The sequence below is a fragment of the Mucilaginibacter sp. McL0603 genome (assembly GCF_049992945.1).
Classification (GTDB): Bacteria; Bacteroidota; Bacteroidia; order Sphingobacteriales; family Sphingobacteriaceae; genus Mucilaginibacter.
Genome location: NZ_CP188251.1, coordinates 4,428,464 through 4,445,740, shown reverse-complemented (window position 1 = coordinate 4,445,740; position 17,277 = coordinate 4,428,464). Strand labels below are relative to the sequence as shown.

11 protein-coding genes and 2 tRNA genes are annotated in these 17,277 nt (G+C 40.1%); all 13 read left to right on the top strand.

The window, feature by feature from the left end; genetic code table 11:
• Positions 1-81 precede the first annotated feature (81 nt).
• Positions 82-153 (top strand) — tRNA-Thr (locus ACPPVU_RS20305).
• Between the two features lie 56 nt (positions 154-209).
• Complete coding sequence (gene tuf, locus ACPPVU_RS20300) at positions 210-1,397, top strand: elongation factor Tu (RefSeq protein ID WP_426668560.1); 1,188 nt, start codon at positions 210-212, stop codon at positions 1,395-1,397.
• A gap of 117 nt (positions 1,398-1,514) precedes the next feature.
• Positions 1,515-1,585, top strand: a tRNA-Trp gene (locus ACPPVU_RS20295).
• 18 nt (positions 1,586-1,603) lie between these two features.
• On the top strand, positions 1,604-1,798 hold the full coding sequence (gene secE / locus ACPPVU_RS20290) for a preprotein translocase subunit SecE (protein WP_426668558.1): 195 nt from the start codon (positions 1,604-1,606) through the stop codon (positions 1,796-1,798).
• 13 nt (positions 1,799-1,811) lie between these two features.
• Positions 1,812-2,354 (top strand): transcription termination/antitermination protein NusG, encoded by a 543-nt coding sequence (gene nusG, locus ACPPVU_RS20285; RefSeq protein WP_426668557.1) that lies wholly within the window; start codon positions 1,812-1,814, stop codon positions 2,352-2,354.
• A gap of 172 nt (positions 2,355-2,526) precedes the next feature.
• On the top strand, positions 2,527-2,967 hold the full coding sequence (rplK, locus tag ACPPVU_RS20280; RefSeq protein WP_426668555.1) for a 50S ribosomal protein L11: 441 nt from the start codon (positions 2,527-2,529) through the stop codon (positions 2,965-2,967).
• A gap of 107 nt (positions 2,968-3,074) precedes the next feature.
• The gene (gene rplA, locus ACPPVU_RS20275; RefSeq protein ID WP_426668554.1) at positions 3,075-3,773 is read left to right on the top strand and encodes a 50S ribosomal protein L1; all 699 of its coding nucleotides are present in this window, start codon (positions 3,075-3,077) and stop codon (positions 3,771-3,773) included.
• 2 nt (positions 3,774-3,775) lie between these two features.
• Complete coding sequence (rplJ, locus tag ACPPVU_RS20270) at positions 3,776-4,294, top strand: 50S ribosomal protein L10 (protein ID WP_426668553.1); 519 nt, start codon at positions 3,776-3,778, stop codon at positions 4,292-4,294.
• A gap of 60 nt (positions 4,295-4,354) precedes the next feature.
• Positions 4,355-4,738 carry a 50S ribosomal protein L7/L12 gene (gene rplL, locus ACPPVU_RS20265; RefSeq protein ID WP_426668552.1) on the top strand — a complete coding sequence of 128 codons (384 nt, stop codon included), beginning with the start codon at positions 4,355-4,357 and terminating at the stop codon, positions 4,736-4,738.
• Between the two features lie 226 nt (positions 4,739-4,964).
• On the top strand, positions 4,965-8,768 hold the full coding sequence (gene rpoB, locus ACPPVU_RS20260; RefSeq protein WP_426668551.1) for a DNA-directed RNA polymerase subunit beta: 3,804 nt from the start codon (positions 4,965-4,967) through the stop codon (positions 8,766-8,768).
• 34 nt (positions 8,769-8,802) lie between these two features.
• The gene (gene rpoC / locus ACPPVU_RS20255; protein ID WP_426668549.1) at positions 8,803-13,089 is read left to right on the top strand and encodes a DNA-directed RNA polymerase subunit beta'; all 4,287 of its coding nucleotides are present in this window, start codon (positions 8,803-8,805) and stop codon (positions 13,087-13,089) included.
• Positions 13,090-13,264: 175 nt separating this feature from the next.
• Entirely contained in the window at positions 13,265-14,551 is a 1,287-nt protein-coding gene (locus ACPPVU_RS20250; protein ID WP_426668548.1) for a nucleotide sugar dehydrogenase, read from the top strand.
• Positions 14,552-14,712: 161 nt separating this feature from the next.
• Positions 14,713-17,259 carry an SLBB domain-containing protein gene (locus ACPPVU_RS20245; protein ID WP_426668546.1) on the top strand — a complete coding sequence of 849 codons (2,547 nt, stop codon included), beginning with the start codon at positions 14,713-14,715 and terminating at the stop codon, positions 17,257-17,259.
• Positions 17,260-17,277 lie beyond the last annotated feature (18 nt).

Here is a 17,277-nt window from a genome sequence, read left to right as displayed (position 1 = left end):
AACAGTGGGCAGTCGGCGGTAAGCAGTTGGCAGTAATTAATAACTGATAACTGCAAACTGATAACTGCAAACTGAATATAAGCCGACGTAGCTCAGGGGTAGAGCACTTCCTTGGTAAGGAAGAGGTCATGGGTTCAAATCCCATTGTTGGCTCGGCGTATAAAAACGACAATTAAATATAAAATTAACCTACAAAATTTTTATAAATCATGGCAAAAGAAAAGTTTGACCGCAGCAAGCCGCACTTAAACATCGGTACAATCGGTCACGTTGACCACGGTAAAACAACCCTTACCGCAGCTATTACCAAAGTATTGGCTGATAAAGGTTTCTCAGAAGCTCGTTCATTCGATTCAATCGACTCAGCTCCTGAAGAAAAAGAGCGTGGTATCACTATCAACACTGCGCACGTTGAGTATTCAACTGCAACCCGTCACTATGCACACGTTGACTGTCCAGGTCACGCGGATTATGTGAAGAACATGGTTACAGGTGCTGCTCAAATGGACGGTGCAATTATAGTTGTTGCCGCTACTGATGGTCCAATGCCTCAAACTCGTGAGCACATTCTGTTAGCCCGCCAGGTAGGTGTGCCTTCATTGGTTGTGTTCATGAATAAAGTTGACATGGTTGATGATCCGGAATTATTAGAATTAGTTGAAATGGAAATTCGTGAATTATTATCATTCTACGAATATCCAGGTGATGATATTCCTGTAATACAAGGTTCAGCTCTGGGTGGTTTGAACAACGATCCAAAATGGGTTGGAAAAATTATGGAATTAATGGATGCAGTTGATGCACACATTCCAATTCCTCCACGTTTAACTGATCTTCCATTCTTGATGCCTGTTGAAGACGTATTCTCGATCACTGGTCGTGGTACCGTTGCAACTGGTCGTATCGAGCGTGGTGTTATCAACTCTGGTGAAGCTGTTGACATCCTGGGTATGGGTGCTGAGAACTTAAAATCAACTGTAACTGGTGTTGAAATGTTCCGCAAGATCCTTGACAGAGGTGAAGCTGGTGACAACGTAGGTTTATTGTTACGTGGTATTGAAAAAACTGATATCCGTCGTGGTATGGTTATTTGCAAACCAGGTTCAGTAACTCCTCACACAGATTTCAAAGCAGAAGTTTACGTATTATCAAAAGCAGAAGGTGGCCGTCACACTCCATTCTTCAACAAATACCGTCCGCAATTCTATTTCCGCACAACTGACGTAACCGGTGAAATTACACTGGCTGAAGGTGTAGAAATGGTTATGCCAGGTGATAACGTTACCATCACTGTAAAGTTGATCAACGCTATCGCTATGGAAAAAGGCTTACGTTTCGCTATCCGTGAAGGTGGTCGTACCGTAGGTGCTGGTCAGGTAACTGAGATATTAAAATAATCTAGCCTGACAACCCTTAATGGGGTACAAGGAATAGGTTAATTTCTTGCAAAGTACTTAGTCAAATTTGGCTAAGTACTTTGTTTACTAAAAGGAAGTTATAAGTTTAAATTAAAAACGGGAATAGTTCAATGGTAGAATAGAGGTCTCCAAAACCTTTGATCAGGGTTCGAATCCTTGTTCCCGTGCATAATAAGTAACAAAAAATGGCTGCAGTAACAGAGTATATTAAAGAGTCTTACATCGAGCTAACCCAGAAAGTAACCTGGCCAACATGGCGCGAGTTACAGAATAGCGCGGTTGTTGTCTTGATAGCGGCAATAATTATTGCTTTAGCTATATTTTTTATGGATCAGGCAATACATTTTGTGCTGGATAAATTTTATACATCATTAGCCTAATTTGTATACAAAGATGAGCGATCAATTGAAATGGTATGTGGTAAGAGCCATCAGTGGTAAGGAAAAAAAAGTGAAACAATATATTGATGCCGAAATTAATCGTTTGGGCATTACCCATTTAGTTCCACAGGTTTTAATACCTACTGAAAAGTACTACCAGATGCGTGATGGAAAGAAGATCGCTAAAGAGCGTAACTTTTTCCCTGGATATGTATTGATGGAAGCAGCGCTGGACGGAGAACTTGAGCACATCATTAAAAATATAAACAGTGTGATAGGTTTCCTTGGCGATAAAGCCGGCAATGCTATTCCGCTTCGTCAGGCAGAAGTTAACCGTATTTTAGGTAAGGTTGACGAAATGAGCACACAGGGCGAAACAATGAACGTACCTTACTATGTAGGCGAAAGCGTAAAGGTAATGGACGGTCCGTTCAATGGTTTCAGCGGTGTGATAGAAGAGGTAAACGAAGAAAAGAAAAAATTAAAAGTAATGGTAAAGATATTCGGGCGCCGTACGCCGCTTGAATTGAATTACATGCAGGTTGAAAAAGAATAATAGAATTTCGGATGTCGGATGTCCGATGTCGGAATTTTATAATTAAAAATATTAGATTTCTTAATGAGGTTTTTCAAATTCGAAATTGAACATCCGAAATCCGAAATCAGCAAGATCTTAAATGTTACATAGCTTCCACTTATAACATTGAGTACTATTTAAAATTAACAAAATGGCAAAAGAAATCGGTGCAATGGTTAAGCTTCAGGTGAAGGGCGGCGCTGCAAATCCATCTCCTCCAATTGGACCTGCTTTAGGTGCAAAAGGTGTGAACATCATGGAGTTCTGCAAGCAGTTCAACGCACGTACCCAGGATAAACCTGGTAAAGTGTTACCTGTTGTAATTACTGTTTATGTCGATAAGTCATTTGATTTTATCATCAAAACCCCTCCTGTAGCAATCCAGTTAATGGAAGCAACAGGTATTAAAAGTGGGTCGGCTGAACCCAACCGTAAAAAAGTTGCCAATGTAAATTGGTCACAGGTTGAGACAATCGCCAAAGATAAAATGACTGATTTAAATGCATTTACAGTAGAATCAGCCATGAAAATGGTGGCAGGAACTGCCAGAAGTATGGGAATTACCGTATCTGGTACGGCTCCCTGGAACTAAATTGATTTCGGATTTCGGATTTTCGATTTCGGATTTTTTAAATCTCAAATCTCAAATCTCAGATCTCAAATCAAAATAAATTAATTTATACAAATCAGTTTAAGACAGTGGCAAGATTAACAAAAAATCAAAAAGCGGCACTATCCAAAATTGAGGCTAATAAGGCATATTCACTACAGGACGCATCAGCTTTAGTTAAGACAATTAACTATACAAAGTTTGATTCTTCTGTTGATATAGATGTTCGTTTAGGTGTTGACCCACGCAAAGCCAATCAAATGGTGCGTGGTATTGCAACATTGCCTCATGGAACCGGTAAAACTGTACGTGTATTAGTGCTTTGCACACCTGACAAAGAGCAGGAAGCAAAGGATGCAGGTGCAGATTTTGTAGGTTTGGATGACTATATTGCCAAGATTGAAGGCGGATGGACTGACGTTGATATTATTATTACTATGCCAAGTGTTATGGCTAAGGTTGGACGTTTGGGCCGTATTTTAGGTCCGCGTAACCTGATGCCTAACCCTAAATCAGGAACTGTAACTACCGAAGTTGGTAAAGCAGTTACTGAGGTAAAAGGTGGTAAGATCGACTTCAAGGTTGATAAAACCGGTATCATTCACGCATCAATAGGAAAAGTATCTTTCCCTGCTGATAAAATTTATGAGAATGCTTTAGAAGTATTGCAGATTATCTCAAAATTAAAACCATCAGCAGCTAAAGGAACATATTTCAAGAGTATTCATATCTCTTCAACTATGTCGCCCGGAATCGAAATTGAAACTAAAACAGTAGCGGGGATTTAATCATGAATAAAGAAGAAAAACACGAACTTGTTCTTGCCCTTACTGAACAGATTAAAGAATACGGTAATTTTTATATTACTGATACCTCTGATCTGACGGTTGCAAAAATAAACGATATCCGTCGTAAATTTTTCGAAAGCGACATCACCATGCAGGTGGCTAAAAACAGCTTGATTAAAAAAGCTATGGAAGCCGCAGGTGGTGATTTCAGCCCGATATATGATGTATTAAAAGGTTCATCATCAATCCTTTTTTCAAGATCAGCAACTGCTCCGGCAAAGTTGATCAAACAATTAAGGAGAACAGGTGAAAAACCAATTTTAAAAGCAGCTTATATCGATTCGTCTGTATTTATCGGCGACAAACAGTTGGATACTTTAGTTAACTTAAAATCTAAAGAACAACTGATCGGAGAGATCATCGGATTACTGCAATCACCAGCTAAAAACGTTATTTCAGGTCTGCAATCAGGCGGAAATAAACTGGCAGGAATTGTTAAAACATTACAAGAAAGAGGTTAACGAACACCTAAAAGTTCGCAATTAAACAACAAACGTATTTAAAGTAAAAATTAAAATAAAATGGCAGATTTAAAATCATTTGCTGAACAGTTGGTAAACTTAACAGTAAAAGAAGTTAACGAATTAGCTCAGATATTAAAAGACGAGTATGGCATTGAGCCTGCTGCTGCAGCTGTTGCTGTTGCTGCTGCTCCTGCTGGTGGTGGTGACGCTCCTGCTGCTGAAGCAGTTCAAACAGCTTTTGATGTTATTCTGAAAGAAGCTGGCGGCGCTAAATTAGCAGTTGTTAAATTAGTGAAAGACCTTACTGGTTTAGGTTTGAAAGAAGCTAAAGATCTTGTTGACGGTGCACCTAAAGAAGTTAAAACTGGTGTAACTAAAGAAGAAGCTGAATCTCTGAAAAAACAATTAGAAGAAGCCGGAGCTGTTGTTGAAGTTAAATAACTTCAACCAGCAAAAATAGCATAAGACTCCGACCTGTTTTGGTCGGGGTCTATTGTCGTTTATAATAATTAGATGTGAAGTTTAGATAACGGGAAGTGGATATGAGATGTGGGATTTTCACCAATTGGTTTTAAATCTGTTTCATATGTCTCAAATCTCAAATCTCACGTCTCACATCTTCAAGAACATCTACAACAGTTTATTAGTAAACTAAAATTATAATCCCTTGGCAAACAAAATCGATCAAAGAGTAAACTTTGCAACCAGCAGAAAGGTATTAGATTACCCAGATTTTCTGGATGTTCAGTTGCAATCTTTCCAGGAATTTTTTCAATTGGAAACCACCTCAGACAACCGTCATAAAGAAGGGCTGTTTAAAGTGTTTGCCGAAAACTTTCCAATCTCAGATTCAAGAAATATCTTCGTTTTAGAGTTTCTTGACTATTTTATTGACCCGCCACGTTATGATATACGCGAGTGTATTGAGCGCGGCTTAACCTACAGTGTGCCACTGAAAGCGAAACTTCGCTTATCATGTAATGACGCTGAACACGAAGACTTTGAAACAATAGTACAGGACGTATACCTGGGAACCATCCCCTATATGACGCCTAAAGGTACTTTTGTTATCAACGGTGCTGAACGTGTAATTGTATCGCAATTACACCGTTCTCCAGGCGTGTTCTTTGGTCAGAGCCGTCACACTAACGGTACAAAACTTTATTCGGCACGTGTTATCCCTTTCAAAGGATCATGGATCGAATTTGCTACAGACGTGAACAACGTGATGTATGCTTACATTGACCGTAAAAAGAAATTCCCGGTTACTACATTGCTTCGTGCTATTGGTTATGACTCTGATAAAGATATCTTAGAGTTGTTCGAACTGGCTGATGAAGTGAAAGTGAGCAAATCAGGCCTTAAGAAATATATTGGCCGTAAGCTTGCTGCAAGGGTGCTCAAAAAATGGGTTGAAGACTTCGTGGATGAGGATACAGGTGAAGTTGTGTCTATCGACCGTAACGAAATCATCCTTGAGCGTGAAACCGTATTGGAAGACGACCATATTGATATGATCATTGATGCAGGTGTGAAAACCATCATCCTGAACAAGGAAGATGCTTCAACCAGCGGTGATTATACTATTATATACAATACATTACAAAAGGATACTTCAAACTCAGAAAAAGAAGCGGTTGAGCATATCTACCGTCAATTACGTAACGCTGAACCACCTGATGAAGAAACAGCTCGTGGTATCATCGATCGTTTGTTCTTCTCTGATAAGAGATATGACCTGGGTGATGTGGGCCGTTACCGCATCAACCGCAAACTGAAACTGGATACATCAGACGAGACTAAGGTTTTAACCAAGCAGGATATTATTGCGATCGTTAAATACCTGATCAAACTGATCAACTCAAAAGCTGAGGTGGATGATATTGACCACTTGTCAAATCGTCGTGTTCGTACAGTAGGTGAGCAATTATATGCACAGTTCGGTGTAGGCTTGGCACGTATGGCCCGTACCATCCGTGAGCGTATGAACATTCGTGACAACGAAGTGTTCACACCAACCGACCTGATCAACGCACGTACACTGTCATCAGTTATCAACTCGTTCTTCGGTACTAACCAGCTTTCACAGTTTATGGACCAAACCAACCCACTGGCAGAGATCACGCACAAGCGTCGTCTGTCAGCCTTAGGGCCCGGTGGTCTGTCACGTGAGCGTGCAGGTTTCGAGGTTCGTGACGTACACTACACCCACTACGGTCGCTTGTGTACTATCGAAACTCCTGAAGGTCCGAACATTGGTTTGATATCTTCACTTTGCGTACACGCTAAGATCAACAATTTAGGTTTCATCGAAACTCCATACAAACGTGTTGATAATGGTGTTGTAGCTGTTAATGAACCAGTTGTATACTTATCTGCAGAAGATGAGGATGGAAAAACCATCGGTCAGGCTAATGCAGTATATGATGATAAAGGTGTATTTGCTACGCCACGTGTTAAAGCACGTTTCGAAGGTGACTTCCCGGTAATTGAGCCTGAAAGACTTGATTATATGGACATTGCCCCTAACCAGATCACGTCTATCGCAGCTTCATTAATTCCGTTCCTGGAACATGATGATGCTAACCGTGCCCTGATGGGATCAAACATGCAACGCCAGGCCGTACCATTATTGCGCCCTGAAGCGCCAATTGTAGGTACAGGTTTGGAAGGCCGTGTAGCAAAAGATTCACGTACACTGATCAATGCTGAAGGCAATGGTGTAGTTGAATACGTGGATGCCACCGAGATCCGTATCAAATACGACCGTAACGAGTTAGATCGTTTGGTATCATTTGATGGCGATACACGCGGTTATCTTTTAACTAAGTTTAAAAAGACCAACCAGAGCACAACCATGAACCTTAAGCCAATTGTTAAAAAAGGCGAAAGAGTTGAAAAAGGACAAGTGCTTTGCGAAGGTTATGCAACACAAAATGGTGAGCTGGCATTAGGCCGTAACCTTAAAGTAGCGTTCATGCCTTGGCAGGGATATAACTTTGAGGATGCGATCGTGATCTCAGAACGCGTTGTGTCACAGGATATATTTACTTCTTTACACGTTGAAGAATTCGAACTTGAAGTTCGTGACACTAAACGTGGTGAGGAAGAACTGACTCCGGATATCCCTAACGTATCAGAAGAAGCCACTAAAGATCTTGACGAGGACGGAATTATCCGTGTTGGTGCCGAGGTTAAAGAAGGTGATATCCTGATCGGTAAGATCACTCCAAAAGGTGAGTCTGATCCTTCACCGGAAGAAAAATTATTACGTGCCATATTTGGTGACAAAGCAGGTGATGTTAAAGATGCATCATTAAAAACTCCTCCATCAATCAATGGTGTGGTAATTGATACCAAATTGTTCTCACGTGCTAAGAAAACTTCAAAGGCTGAAGAGAAAGCTCAGCTGGAGAAACTGGATACCAAGCACGAAAAGGCAATGAAAGATCTTAAGAATATTTTGATCGACAAATTATTCGAGATCGTGAACGGTAAAACATCACAAGGTGTTTACAATGTTTACAAAGAGTTGCTGGTACCAAAAGGTGTTAAGTTCACCCAAAAAATATTGGTTGAGTTAAACTATGAAAACGTTAACCCAACTAAATGGACCACTGATGATGATAAAAACGACCTGATAAAACTCCTTCTTCATAACTATGGAATAAAAGTCAATGAAGAACTGGGTGGCTACCGTCGTGATAAATTTGCTATTAGTGTAGGTGACGAGCTTCCATCAGGTATTGTGCAAATGGCTAAGGTTTACATCGCTAAAAAGCGTAAGCTTAAAGTGGGTGATAAGATGGCCGGTCGTCACGGTAATAAGGGTATTGTTGCCCGTATCGTACGTGACGAGGATATGCCATTCCTTGAAGACGGAACACCTGTTGATATCGTATTGAACCCGTTGGGTGTACCATCGCGTATGAACCTTGGACAGATCTACGAAACAGTTTTAGGCTGGGCAGGTAAAGAACTGGGCATGAAATTCGCTACTCCGATATTTGATGGGGCAACTCACGAAGAAGTGGAAGAGTGGGTTAAGAAAGCCGGTTTACCTGAATCAGGAAGAACTTACCTGTATAACGGTTTAACAGGCGATCGTTTTGACCAGCCAACTACAGTAGGTATTATCTACATGCTGAAACTGGGTCACATGGTTGACGATAAGATGCACGCACGTTCTATAGGGCCATACTCATTAATTACACAACAACCATTGGGCGGTAAAGCACAATTTGGTGGTCAGCGTTTTGGTGAGATGGAAGTTTGGGCACTTGAAGCATTTGGTGCGTCAAACATTCTGCAGGAAATATTAACCGTTAAATCGGATGATGTTATCGGCCGTGCTAAAACTTACGAAGCTATCGTTAAGGGTGAAAACCTGCCAACACCATCAGTTCCTGAATCATTCAACGTATTGGTTCATGAGTTAAGAGGTTTAGGTTTGGATATCACGTTAGAATAATTCTATTATTCAATAATTAAAAACAAAGGAGACTATGTCTTACAAAAAGGATAATAAAATCAAAAGTAACTTCACCACTATTACCATCAGTTTGGCTTCACCTGAATCCATTCTTGAGCGTTCAAGCGGCGAAGTTTTAAAACCAGAAACTATCAACTACAGGACCTACAAGCCTGAGCGTGATGGTTTATTCTGCGAACGTATTTTTGGTCCGGTTAAAGATTACGAGTGCCATTGCGGTAAATACAAGCGTATCCGTTACAAAGGTATCGTGTGTGATCGTTGCGGTGTTGAAGTAACCGAGAAAAAGGTACGTCGTGAGCGTATGGGACACATTAACCTGGTAGTTCCTGTTGCGCATATCTGGTATTTCCGTTCGTTACCAAACAAAATTGGTTACCTGCTGGGCTTACCAACCAAAAAACTCGATCTGATCATTTATTATGAAAGATACGTAGTTATCCAGCCTGGTATTAAAGAAGGTGATGGTATCCAGCAAATGGATTTCCTGACTGAAGAAGAATACCTTGATGTTTTGGATACTCTTCCAAAAGAAAATCAGTACCTGGATGACAAAGACCCTCAGAAATTCGTAGCCAAAATGGGTGCTGAAGCTTTAGAGGAATTATTGCGTCGTTTAAATCTGGACGAATTATCTTATAACCTTCGTCACCAGGCAGCTAACGAAACTTCTCAGCAACGTAAAAACGAAGCTTTGAAGCGCTTACAGGTTGTTGAGGCTTTCCGTGATGCAAAAACCAGGATCGAAAATAACCCTGAGTGGATGATCGTTAAGATCGTTCCGGTTATCCCGCCTGAATTGCGTCCGTTGGTTCCATTGGAAGGTGGCCGTTTTGCTACTTCCGATTTGAATGATTTATACCGTCGTGTAATTATACGTAACAACCGTTTAAAAAGGTTAATCGAGATCAAAGCACCAGAAGTAATCTTACGTAACGAAAAACGTATGTTACAGGAAGCTGTTGACTCATTATTCGACAACTCACGTAAGGTAAACGCTGTAAAAACAGAAGGTAACCGTGCTTTGAAATCACTTTCAGATATCCTGAAAGGTAAACAAGGCCGTTTCCGTCAAAACTTATTAGGTAAACGTGTTGACTATTCAGCCCGTTCGGTAATTGTTGTAGGTCCAAACCTTAAATTACACGAGTGCGGTTTACCAAAAGATATGGCTGCCGAGTTGTTTAAACCATTCATCATTCGTAAAATGATTGAAAGAGGTGTGGTTAAAACAGTAAAATCAGCTAAAAAGATAGTTGACCGTAAAGACCCATTAGTTTGGGATATTTTGGAAAACGTACTGAAAGGCCACCCTGTATTACTAAACCGTGCGCCAACGCTGCACCGTTTGGGTATACAATCCTTCCAGCCAAAACTGGTTGAAGGTAAAGCTATCCAGTTACACCCGTTAACTTGTACCGCATTCAACGCTGACTTTGACGGTGACCAGATGGCTGTGCACGTACCGCTTGGTAATGCCGCTATTTTGGAAGCCCAAATATTGATGCTTGCATCGCATAACATCCTTAACCCTGCAAACGGTACACCTATTACAGTACCATCTCAGGACATGGTGCTTGGTTTGTACTACATAACCAAAGGCCGTAAAACTGATGCTGGTCGTACTATTAAAGGTGAAGGCTTGTCATTCTATTCTTCTGAAGAGGTTATTATCGCTTATAATGAGCGTAAACTTGACCTGCACGCCTTTATTAAAGTTAAGGCTAATGTGAAAGAAAAAGATGGCACCATTGTTAATAAACTGATTGACACTACTGTTGGTCGCGTGTTATTTAACCAGCACGTTCCAATTGAGGTAGGTTATATTAATGAGCTATTGACCAAAAAATCATTACGTGATATTATTGGTGATGTAGTAAAGGTAACTGGTATGGCGCGCGCCGCTCAGTTCCTGGATGATATTAAGGAATTAGGTTTCCAGATGGCATTCCAGGGTGGGTTATCATTTAACCTGAAGGATATTAATATCCCTGCTGAAAAAGTTACTTTGATTGCTCAGGCTTCTAAACAAGTTGAAGAAGTTATGGGTAACTATAACATGGGTTTCATTACCAATAACGAGCGTTATAACCAGATCATTGACATCTGGACACGTATCAACAACCGTTTGACAGCAAACGTAATGGAGATATTGTCAACAGATAACCAGGGCTTCAACTCAGTATACATGATGCTTGATTCTGGTGCACGTGGTTCTAAAGAGCAGATTCGTCAGCTTGCAGGTATGCGTGGTCTGATGGCGAAACCGCAAAAATCAGGTTCAGGTGGTGAAATTATTGAGAACCCTATCCTTTCGAACTTTAAAGAAGGTTTGTCAGTATTGGAATACTTTATTTCAACTCACGGTGCCCGTAAAGGTTTGGCCGATACCGCTTTGAAAACTGCTGATGCTGGTTACCTGACCCGTCGTTTACATGACGTGGCACAGGATATGATCGTAGGTGAAGTGGATTGCGGAACGCTTAGAGGTATTTTCACCACCGCATTGAAAGATAACGAAGACATTGTTGAACCTTTATATGACCGTATATTGGGTCGTACCTCATTACATGAAGTACATGATCCTATCACAGGTGAGCTATTGGTTTCAGCAGGCCAGGATATAGAGGAAGAAGTTGCCAAGAAGATAGAAAATTCACCACTTGAAGGTATTGAGATACGTTCAGTATTAACTTGCGAAAGCAAACGTGGTGTATGTGCATTGTGCTATGGCCGTAACCTTGCAAGCGGTAAACGCGTGCAAATGGGCGAGGCTGTTGGTGTAATTGCTGCACAATCCATTGGTGAGCCGGGTACACAGTTAACGTTGCGTACATTCCACGTGGGTGGTACCGCATCAAACATTGCTGCTGAGTCACAGATTAACGCTCGTTTTGAAGGTATTATTGAATTTGAAAACGTTCGTACGGTTCCATTTGAAACTGAAGAAGGTAAAGTTGAAGTAGTATTAGGCCGTTCAGGTGAGTTCCGTATTGTTGAGCAAGGTAGCAATAAAGTAATCATGACCAATAATATTCCATACGGCTCATACCTGTATGTAAAAGATGGCAGCAAGATCACCAAAGGCGACCGTATCTGTTCATGGGATCCATATAACGCGGTAATTATATCTGAATTTGCCGGTGTTGTTCAGTTTGATGCAGTATTGGAAGGTATAACTTTCCGTGAAGAATCAGACGAACAAACAGGTCACCGCGAAAAGGTAATTATTGATACCCGTGATAAAACAAAGAACCCTTCTATCCATATCACCGATTCAAAAGGTAATCTGATAAAAGGATATAACATCCCGGTAGGAGCACACATTGCAGTTGATGAAGCAGAGAAGGTACAAACCGGACAGGTTATTGCCAAGATTCCACGTTCAACCGGCAAAACACGCGATATCACCGGTGGTCTGCCACGTGTAACTGAATTGTTCGAAGCACGTAACCCATCTAACCCGGCTGTAGTAACCGAGATCGATGGTGTTGTAACCTTAGGTGGTGTTAAACGTGGTAATCGCGAGATCACTATCGAATCAAAAGATGGGCAGATCAAAAAATACCTTGTTCCATTGTCTAAACACATCCTGGTACAGGATAATGACTTTGTGAAGGCTGGTATGCCATTGTCTGACGGTTCAATTTCGCCTGCTGACATTTTGGCTATCAAAGGTCCGGCTGCAGTACAGGAATACCTGGTAAATGGCATACAAGAAGTTTACCGTTTGCAGGGTGTGAAGATCAACGACAAGCATTTTGAAGTGATCGTGCACCAGATGATGCAGAAAGTACAGATTGAAGATGCCGGCGACACCCGTTTCCTTGAAAAAGAAGCTGTTGACGGATGGGACTTCATGATGGAAAATGACGATATATATGATAAGAAGGTTGTTGTTGAGCCTGGTGATTCAAATACACTTAAAGCAGGTCAGATCGTTTCAGTAAGAAGACTCAGAGATGAAAATTCTATCTTGAAACGTAAGGACTTGAAACTGGCGGAAGTAAGAGATGCTATACCTGCAACTTCAAGTCCAGTGCTGCAAGGTATTACCAGGGCATCATTGGGTACCAAATCATTTATCTCTGCCGCATCATTCCAGGAAACTACAAAAGTACTGAATGAAGCAGCTATAGCGGGTAAGAAAGACAACATGCTTGGCTTGAAGGAAAACGTGATCGTAGGTCACCTTATCCCTTCAGGAACAGGTTTGCGTGTATACGAGAACATCCGCGTAGGTTCGCAAGAGGAATTTGATCGCCTGATGGCTTCAAAAACCGAAGAAGTTGAAGCGTAAGTGAATTCTTTTTAATAAGTTTGTAAAGCCTTCTGTGAAAATGGAAGGCTTTACTATTTTAACAGCACCCTTATTTTGAAATAAATTCAGTTTTTAACACATTTGATACTTTAAGCCGGTTGTCAATTAATTATAACTATAGGCCTATCAGGACTTTATATTAAAGTTACTTACCTTGAAAACACATCAACTTACAATTGTCGGGTTAGGATATGTCGGACTTCCTTTAGCGATAGAATTTGCGAAAAAATATAAAGTTATAGGATTCGAAATTGACCAAAACCGCATTAAGGAGTTATCTGATGGCGTTGATCAGACAAATGAAGCTGACTTAACTGCCTTAAAAGATGTATTAATATCTTTTAAAAAGTACAATCACGGATTAATATTTTCATCAGATATTGCAGACATCAAAACAAGCAATGTTTATATTATTACAGTTCCTACACCAATAAATCAGTTTAAGGCTCCTGATCTTTCGCAATTACTAAAAGCTTCTGAAATGATAGCTGGGGTTCTGAAAAAAAGAGACATTGTAATCTATGAATCAACCGTATACCCAGGCTGCACAGAGGAAGAATGTGTTCCTGTTTTAGAGAAATTCTCGGGTTTAAAATACAATCAGGATTTCTACTGCGGATACTCACCCGAACGCATAAACCCAGGGGATAAGGTTAACACTTTAACAAAGATTAAAAAGGTCACTTCAGGATCAACTCCCGAAACGGCCGAAATTATTGATCAATTGTACGCAACTATAATTACTGCCGGTACCCATAAAGCATCGGGCATTAAGGTTGCTGAAGCGTCAAAATCTATAGAAAATGCGCAAAGGGACCTGAATATCTCGTTCGTAAATGAGCTTGCATTAATTTTTGATCGTATTGGTATTGATACGACTGAAGTAATAGATGCGGCGGCCACGAAATGGAATTTTTTAAAATTTAAACCAGGATTGGTTGGCGGACATTGTATAGGTGTTGACCCTTACTATTTAGCTCATAAAGCAGAATCTGTAGGTTATCATCCCCAAGTAATACTTTCAGGGCGTAGGGTAAATGATAATATGGGGATGTTTGTCGCCAATAAAGTTATAAAACTTATGATCCATAAAGGTCATAAAATTCAAGGGGCTAAAGCGCTAATACTTGGTGTTACATTTAAGGAAAATTGCCCTGATATACGAAACTCCAGGGTGATCGATATTTATTCAGAATTAAAACAATTCGGGCTTGATGTAGATGTGTATGACCCGCATGCTAATCATAGTGAAGTGGAGGAGAAATATAATATAACGCTGCTTAAACAAGTTATTGATTGTCAGTACGATGCAATTATACTAGCTGTCAGCCACAAAGAGTTTCTGGAATTAAATTTTGAAAAGATTAGAAAAGGTAGCACTGCAGTTATTTATGATACCAAATCTGTTCTTGATCGTAGCTTAATTGATGCCCGCCTTTAGCATATTTTAGCGATTATCAATAAAACAATAATTACTTTTTGATGTTTTAAAGTCCTGTTATAGGCTATTAAAGTGTTTTTATTTACTTAATTTGCACCGAATTTTGTCACAAGATAACAAAGTATAATGTGGTTTCCTTGACCACGATTAGAATAAACTTAATGAATAAATTTAGACTCCACTTATCTGTAATTGCGATTTTTTTATGTGTTCTGGCGTACAGCCCGGCATTTTCTCAATCTATTCCGCAAAATTTGTCAGGCATCAATGTAGATGATCTTTCCGATGGACAAATTATGCAATTAATGCAAAAGGCCCAGGCAATGGGGCTAAGCGATTCGCAAATTATACAACTTGCTCAAAGTAGAGGTCTGCCTGACTCACAAATACAAAAGTTGCAATCGAGAGTTGCTGATTTGCGTAAGAAAAGTGGTGGAACTAACAATGCCATGGGCGGCTCAGATACAAGTCGTCAATCATCACGCAAATTAAACTATACACCAGACACCACCAACATATTAAAACAGGCAAATCCATATGATTTTTTTGAACAGTTAAAACCCCAAATATTTGGTGCCGATTTGTTCAGAAACAGCAATAGGAATACCTTTCAGCCCAATTTGAAACTAGCGACTCCTGTAAATTACATCGTTGGCCCTGATGATCAGATTAACATTAATGTTTATGGAAATTCAGTAGCCGACTGGAGCCTGGATGTTTCGCCTGAGGGTAATATCAATATTCCGGGAGTAGGGGTATTGAATGTAGCCGGTAAAACTATGACAGAGGTGGCAGCAATTATAAAAAGTAGACTGGCAGCTAGTAATTATGCTATTGGCAAAGGAACTAATGTAAAAGTGAGTTTAGGGAATATCCGTAGCATTAATGTGGTTTTGCAGGGCCAGGTAATGAAGCCTGGAACATACACCTTGCCATCACTATCATCGGTGTTTAATGCTTTATATGCAGCTGGTGGCCCTAACGACGTGGGCTCATTCAGGCAAATTGAGGTGATCAGAGACAATAAAGTGATCCGTCATGTCGATCTGTATGATTTCCTGGTTAAGGGGAGCCAAAAAGACAATATCTCTTTACAGGATCAGGATGTGATTCGGGTTCCATCGTATAAGGTACGGGTACAGCTGAAAGGTGAAGTAAAGATTCCCGCCTTATTTGAAGTTTTACAAGGTGAAACGTTGCAGAATGTGCTGGACTTTAGTGGCGGATTTACTGATGAAGCTTATACTACACGCATTAAGGTTGACCAGGTGAATGATCAGCAACGAAAAATTACAGATGTACTTGAAAAAAATTATGGCAGTTATATTCCGGTGCGTGGAGATAAATTTACAATAGATAAAATAATTGACAGATACGAAAATCGCGTGCAAATTGAAGGTGCTGTTTTTCGGCCGGGTAAATTTGAGCTAAAAAAAGGGATGACGCTTTCGCAATTGATCAAAAATGCAGGAGGAGTAAAAGAAGATGCATTTACAGGGCACGGAAGCATAACCAGGCTTAACCCTGACAATACACCGCAGCAGCTATCCTTTAACCTTCTGGATGTGATGAGCAAGCCTTCCTCAGATATCTTATTACAAAGAGAAGATAGCGTAACCATCGCTTCTATATTTGATTTACGCAATAAGTTCAACGTAACTATAAAAGGAGAGGTAAGAAATCCCGGGGATTATTCTTTTGCTGACAGTATGAAAGTTACTGATCTCATTATTAAAGCCGGTGGTTTAAAAGAAGGTGCAAGCGGTAAGCGAATTGAAGTGTCACGAAGGGTCTTCGACAGCGATCCAACAGTATTAAATAGTAAGGTTGCCCAAGTATTTAGCGTGAACGTGGATAATGGCTTAAAGACAATTGATGCGAATTTTTCACTTACGCCTTATGATATCGTATCGGTATATAGTTTGCCGGGATATGAAGTTCAAAAAGTAGTAAAGATTGAAGGAGAAGTATTATATCCTGGATATTATACAATTCAAAACAAAAATGAAAGAATATCTGATATCATCAAGAGAGCCGGAGGATTGACTAAATCTGCTGATGTAGACGGAAGTAGTTTAAAAAGAGATAATGCTGCTGTACTTGGTATTGACAAAACGAAGATAGATACATCTGAAATAAATCAGGAACGAATGGCGAATTTTCAGAGACTACAGAATGATTATAATGTGTCTTCATCAAATGGAGCAGCAAGTAATGCATCTGGTAATAATGGTGCATCAAAAAAGGATAGCATTTTTAAACCCCGCAATAATTATATTGGTATAGACTTGCGAAAGATATTACAAAATCCAGGAACCAAGGAAGACCTCATTTTAGACGATGCAGATGTACTAAGGGTGCCAAGGCTACTACAAACGGTAAGGGTAAACGGCGAAGTGCTATACCCAAGTGCAATCGTATATAGCCAAGGGAAAAGCTTTAAAGGATATATTTTAAATGCAGGTGGCTTTTCGCCAAATGCCTTAAAACGAGGTGCCTATATAGTTTATCCAAACGGAACGGTGCAAGGGTCAAAAAAAGTACTGCTTTTTTTTAACAGCCGTCCTAAGGTAAAGCCGGGGAGTGAAATTTACGTACCACAGAAACCGGAGTCCAAGGGAAATACCACCCAGGAAATTTTAGGGTTTACAACAGCTCTTGCATCATTAGGAGCAATTATATTAGGTATATTAAGTTTAAACAAATAAGGGTTAAAATCAAAATAC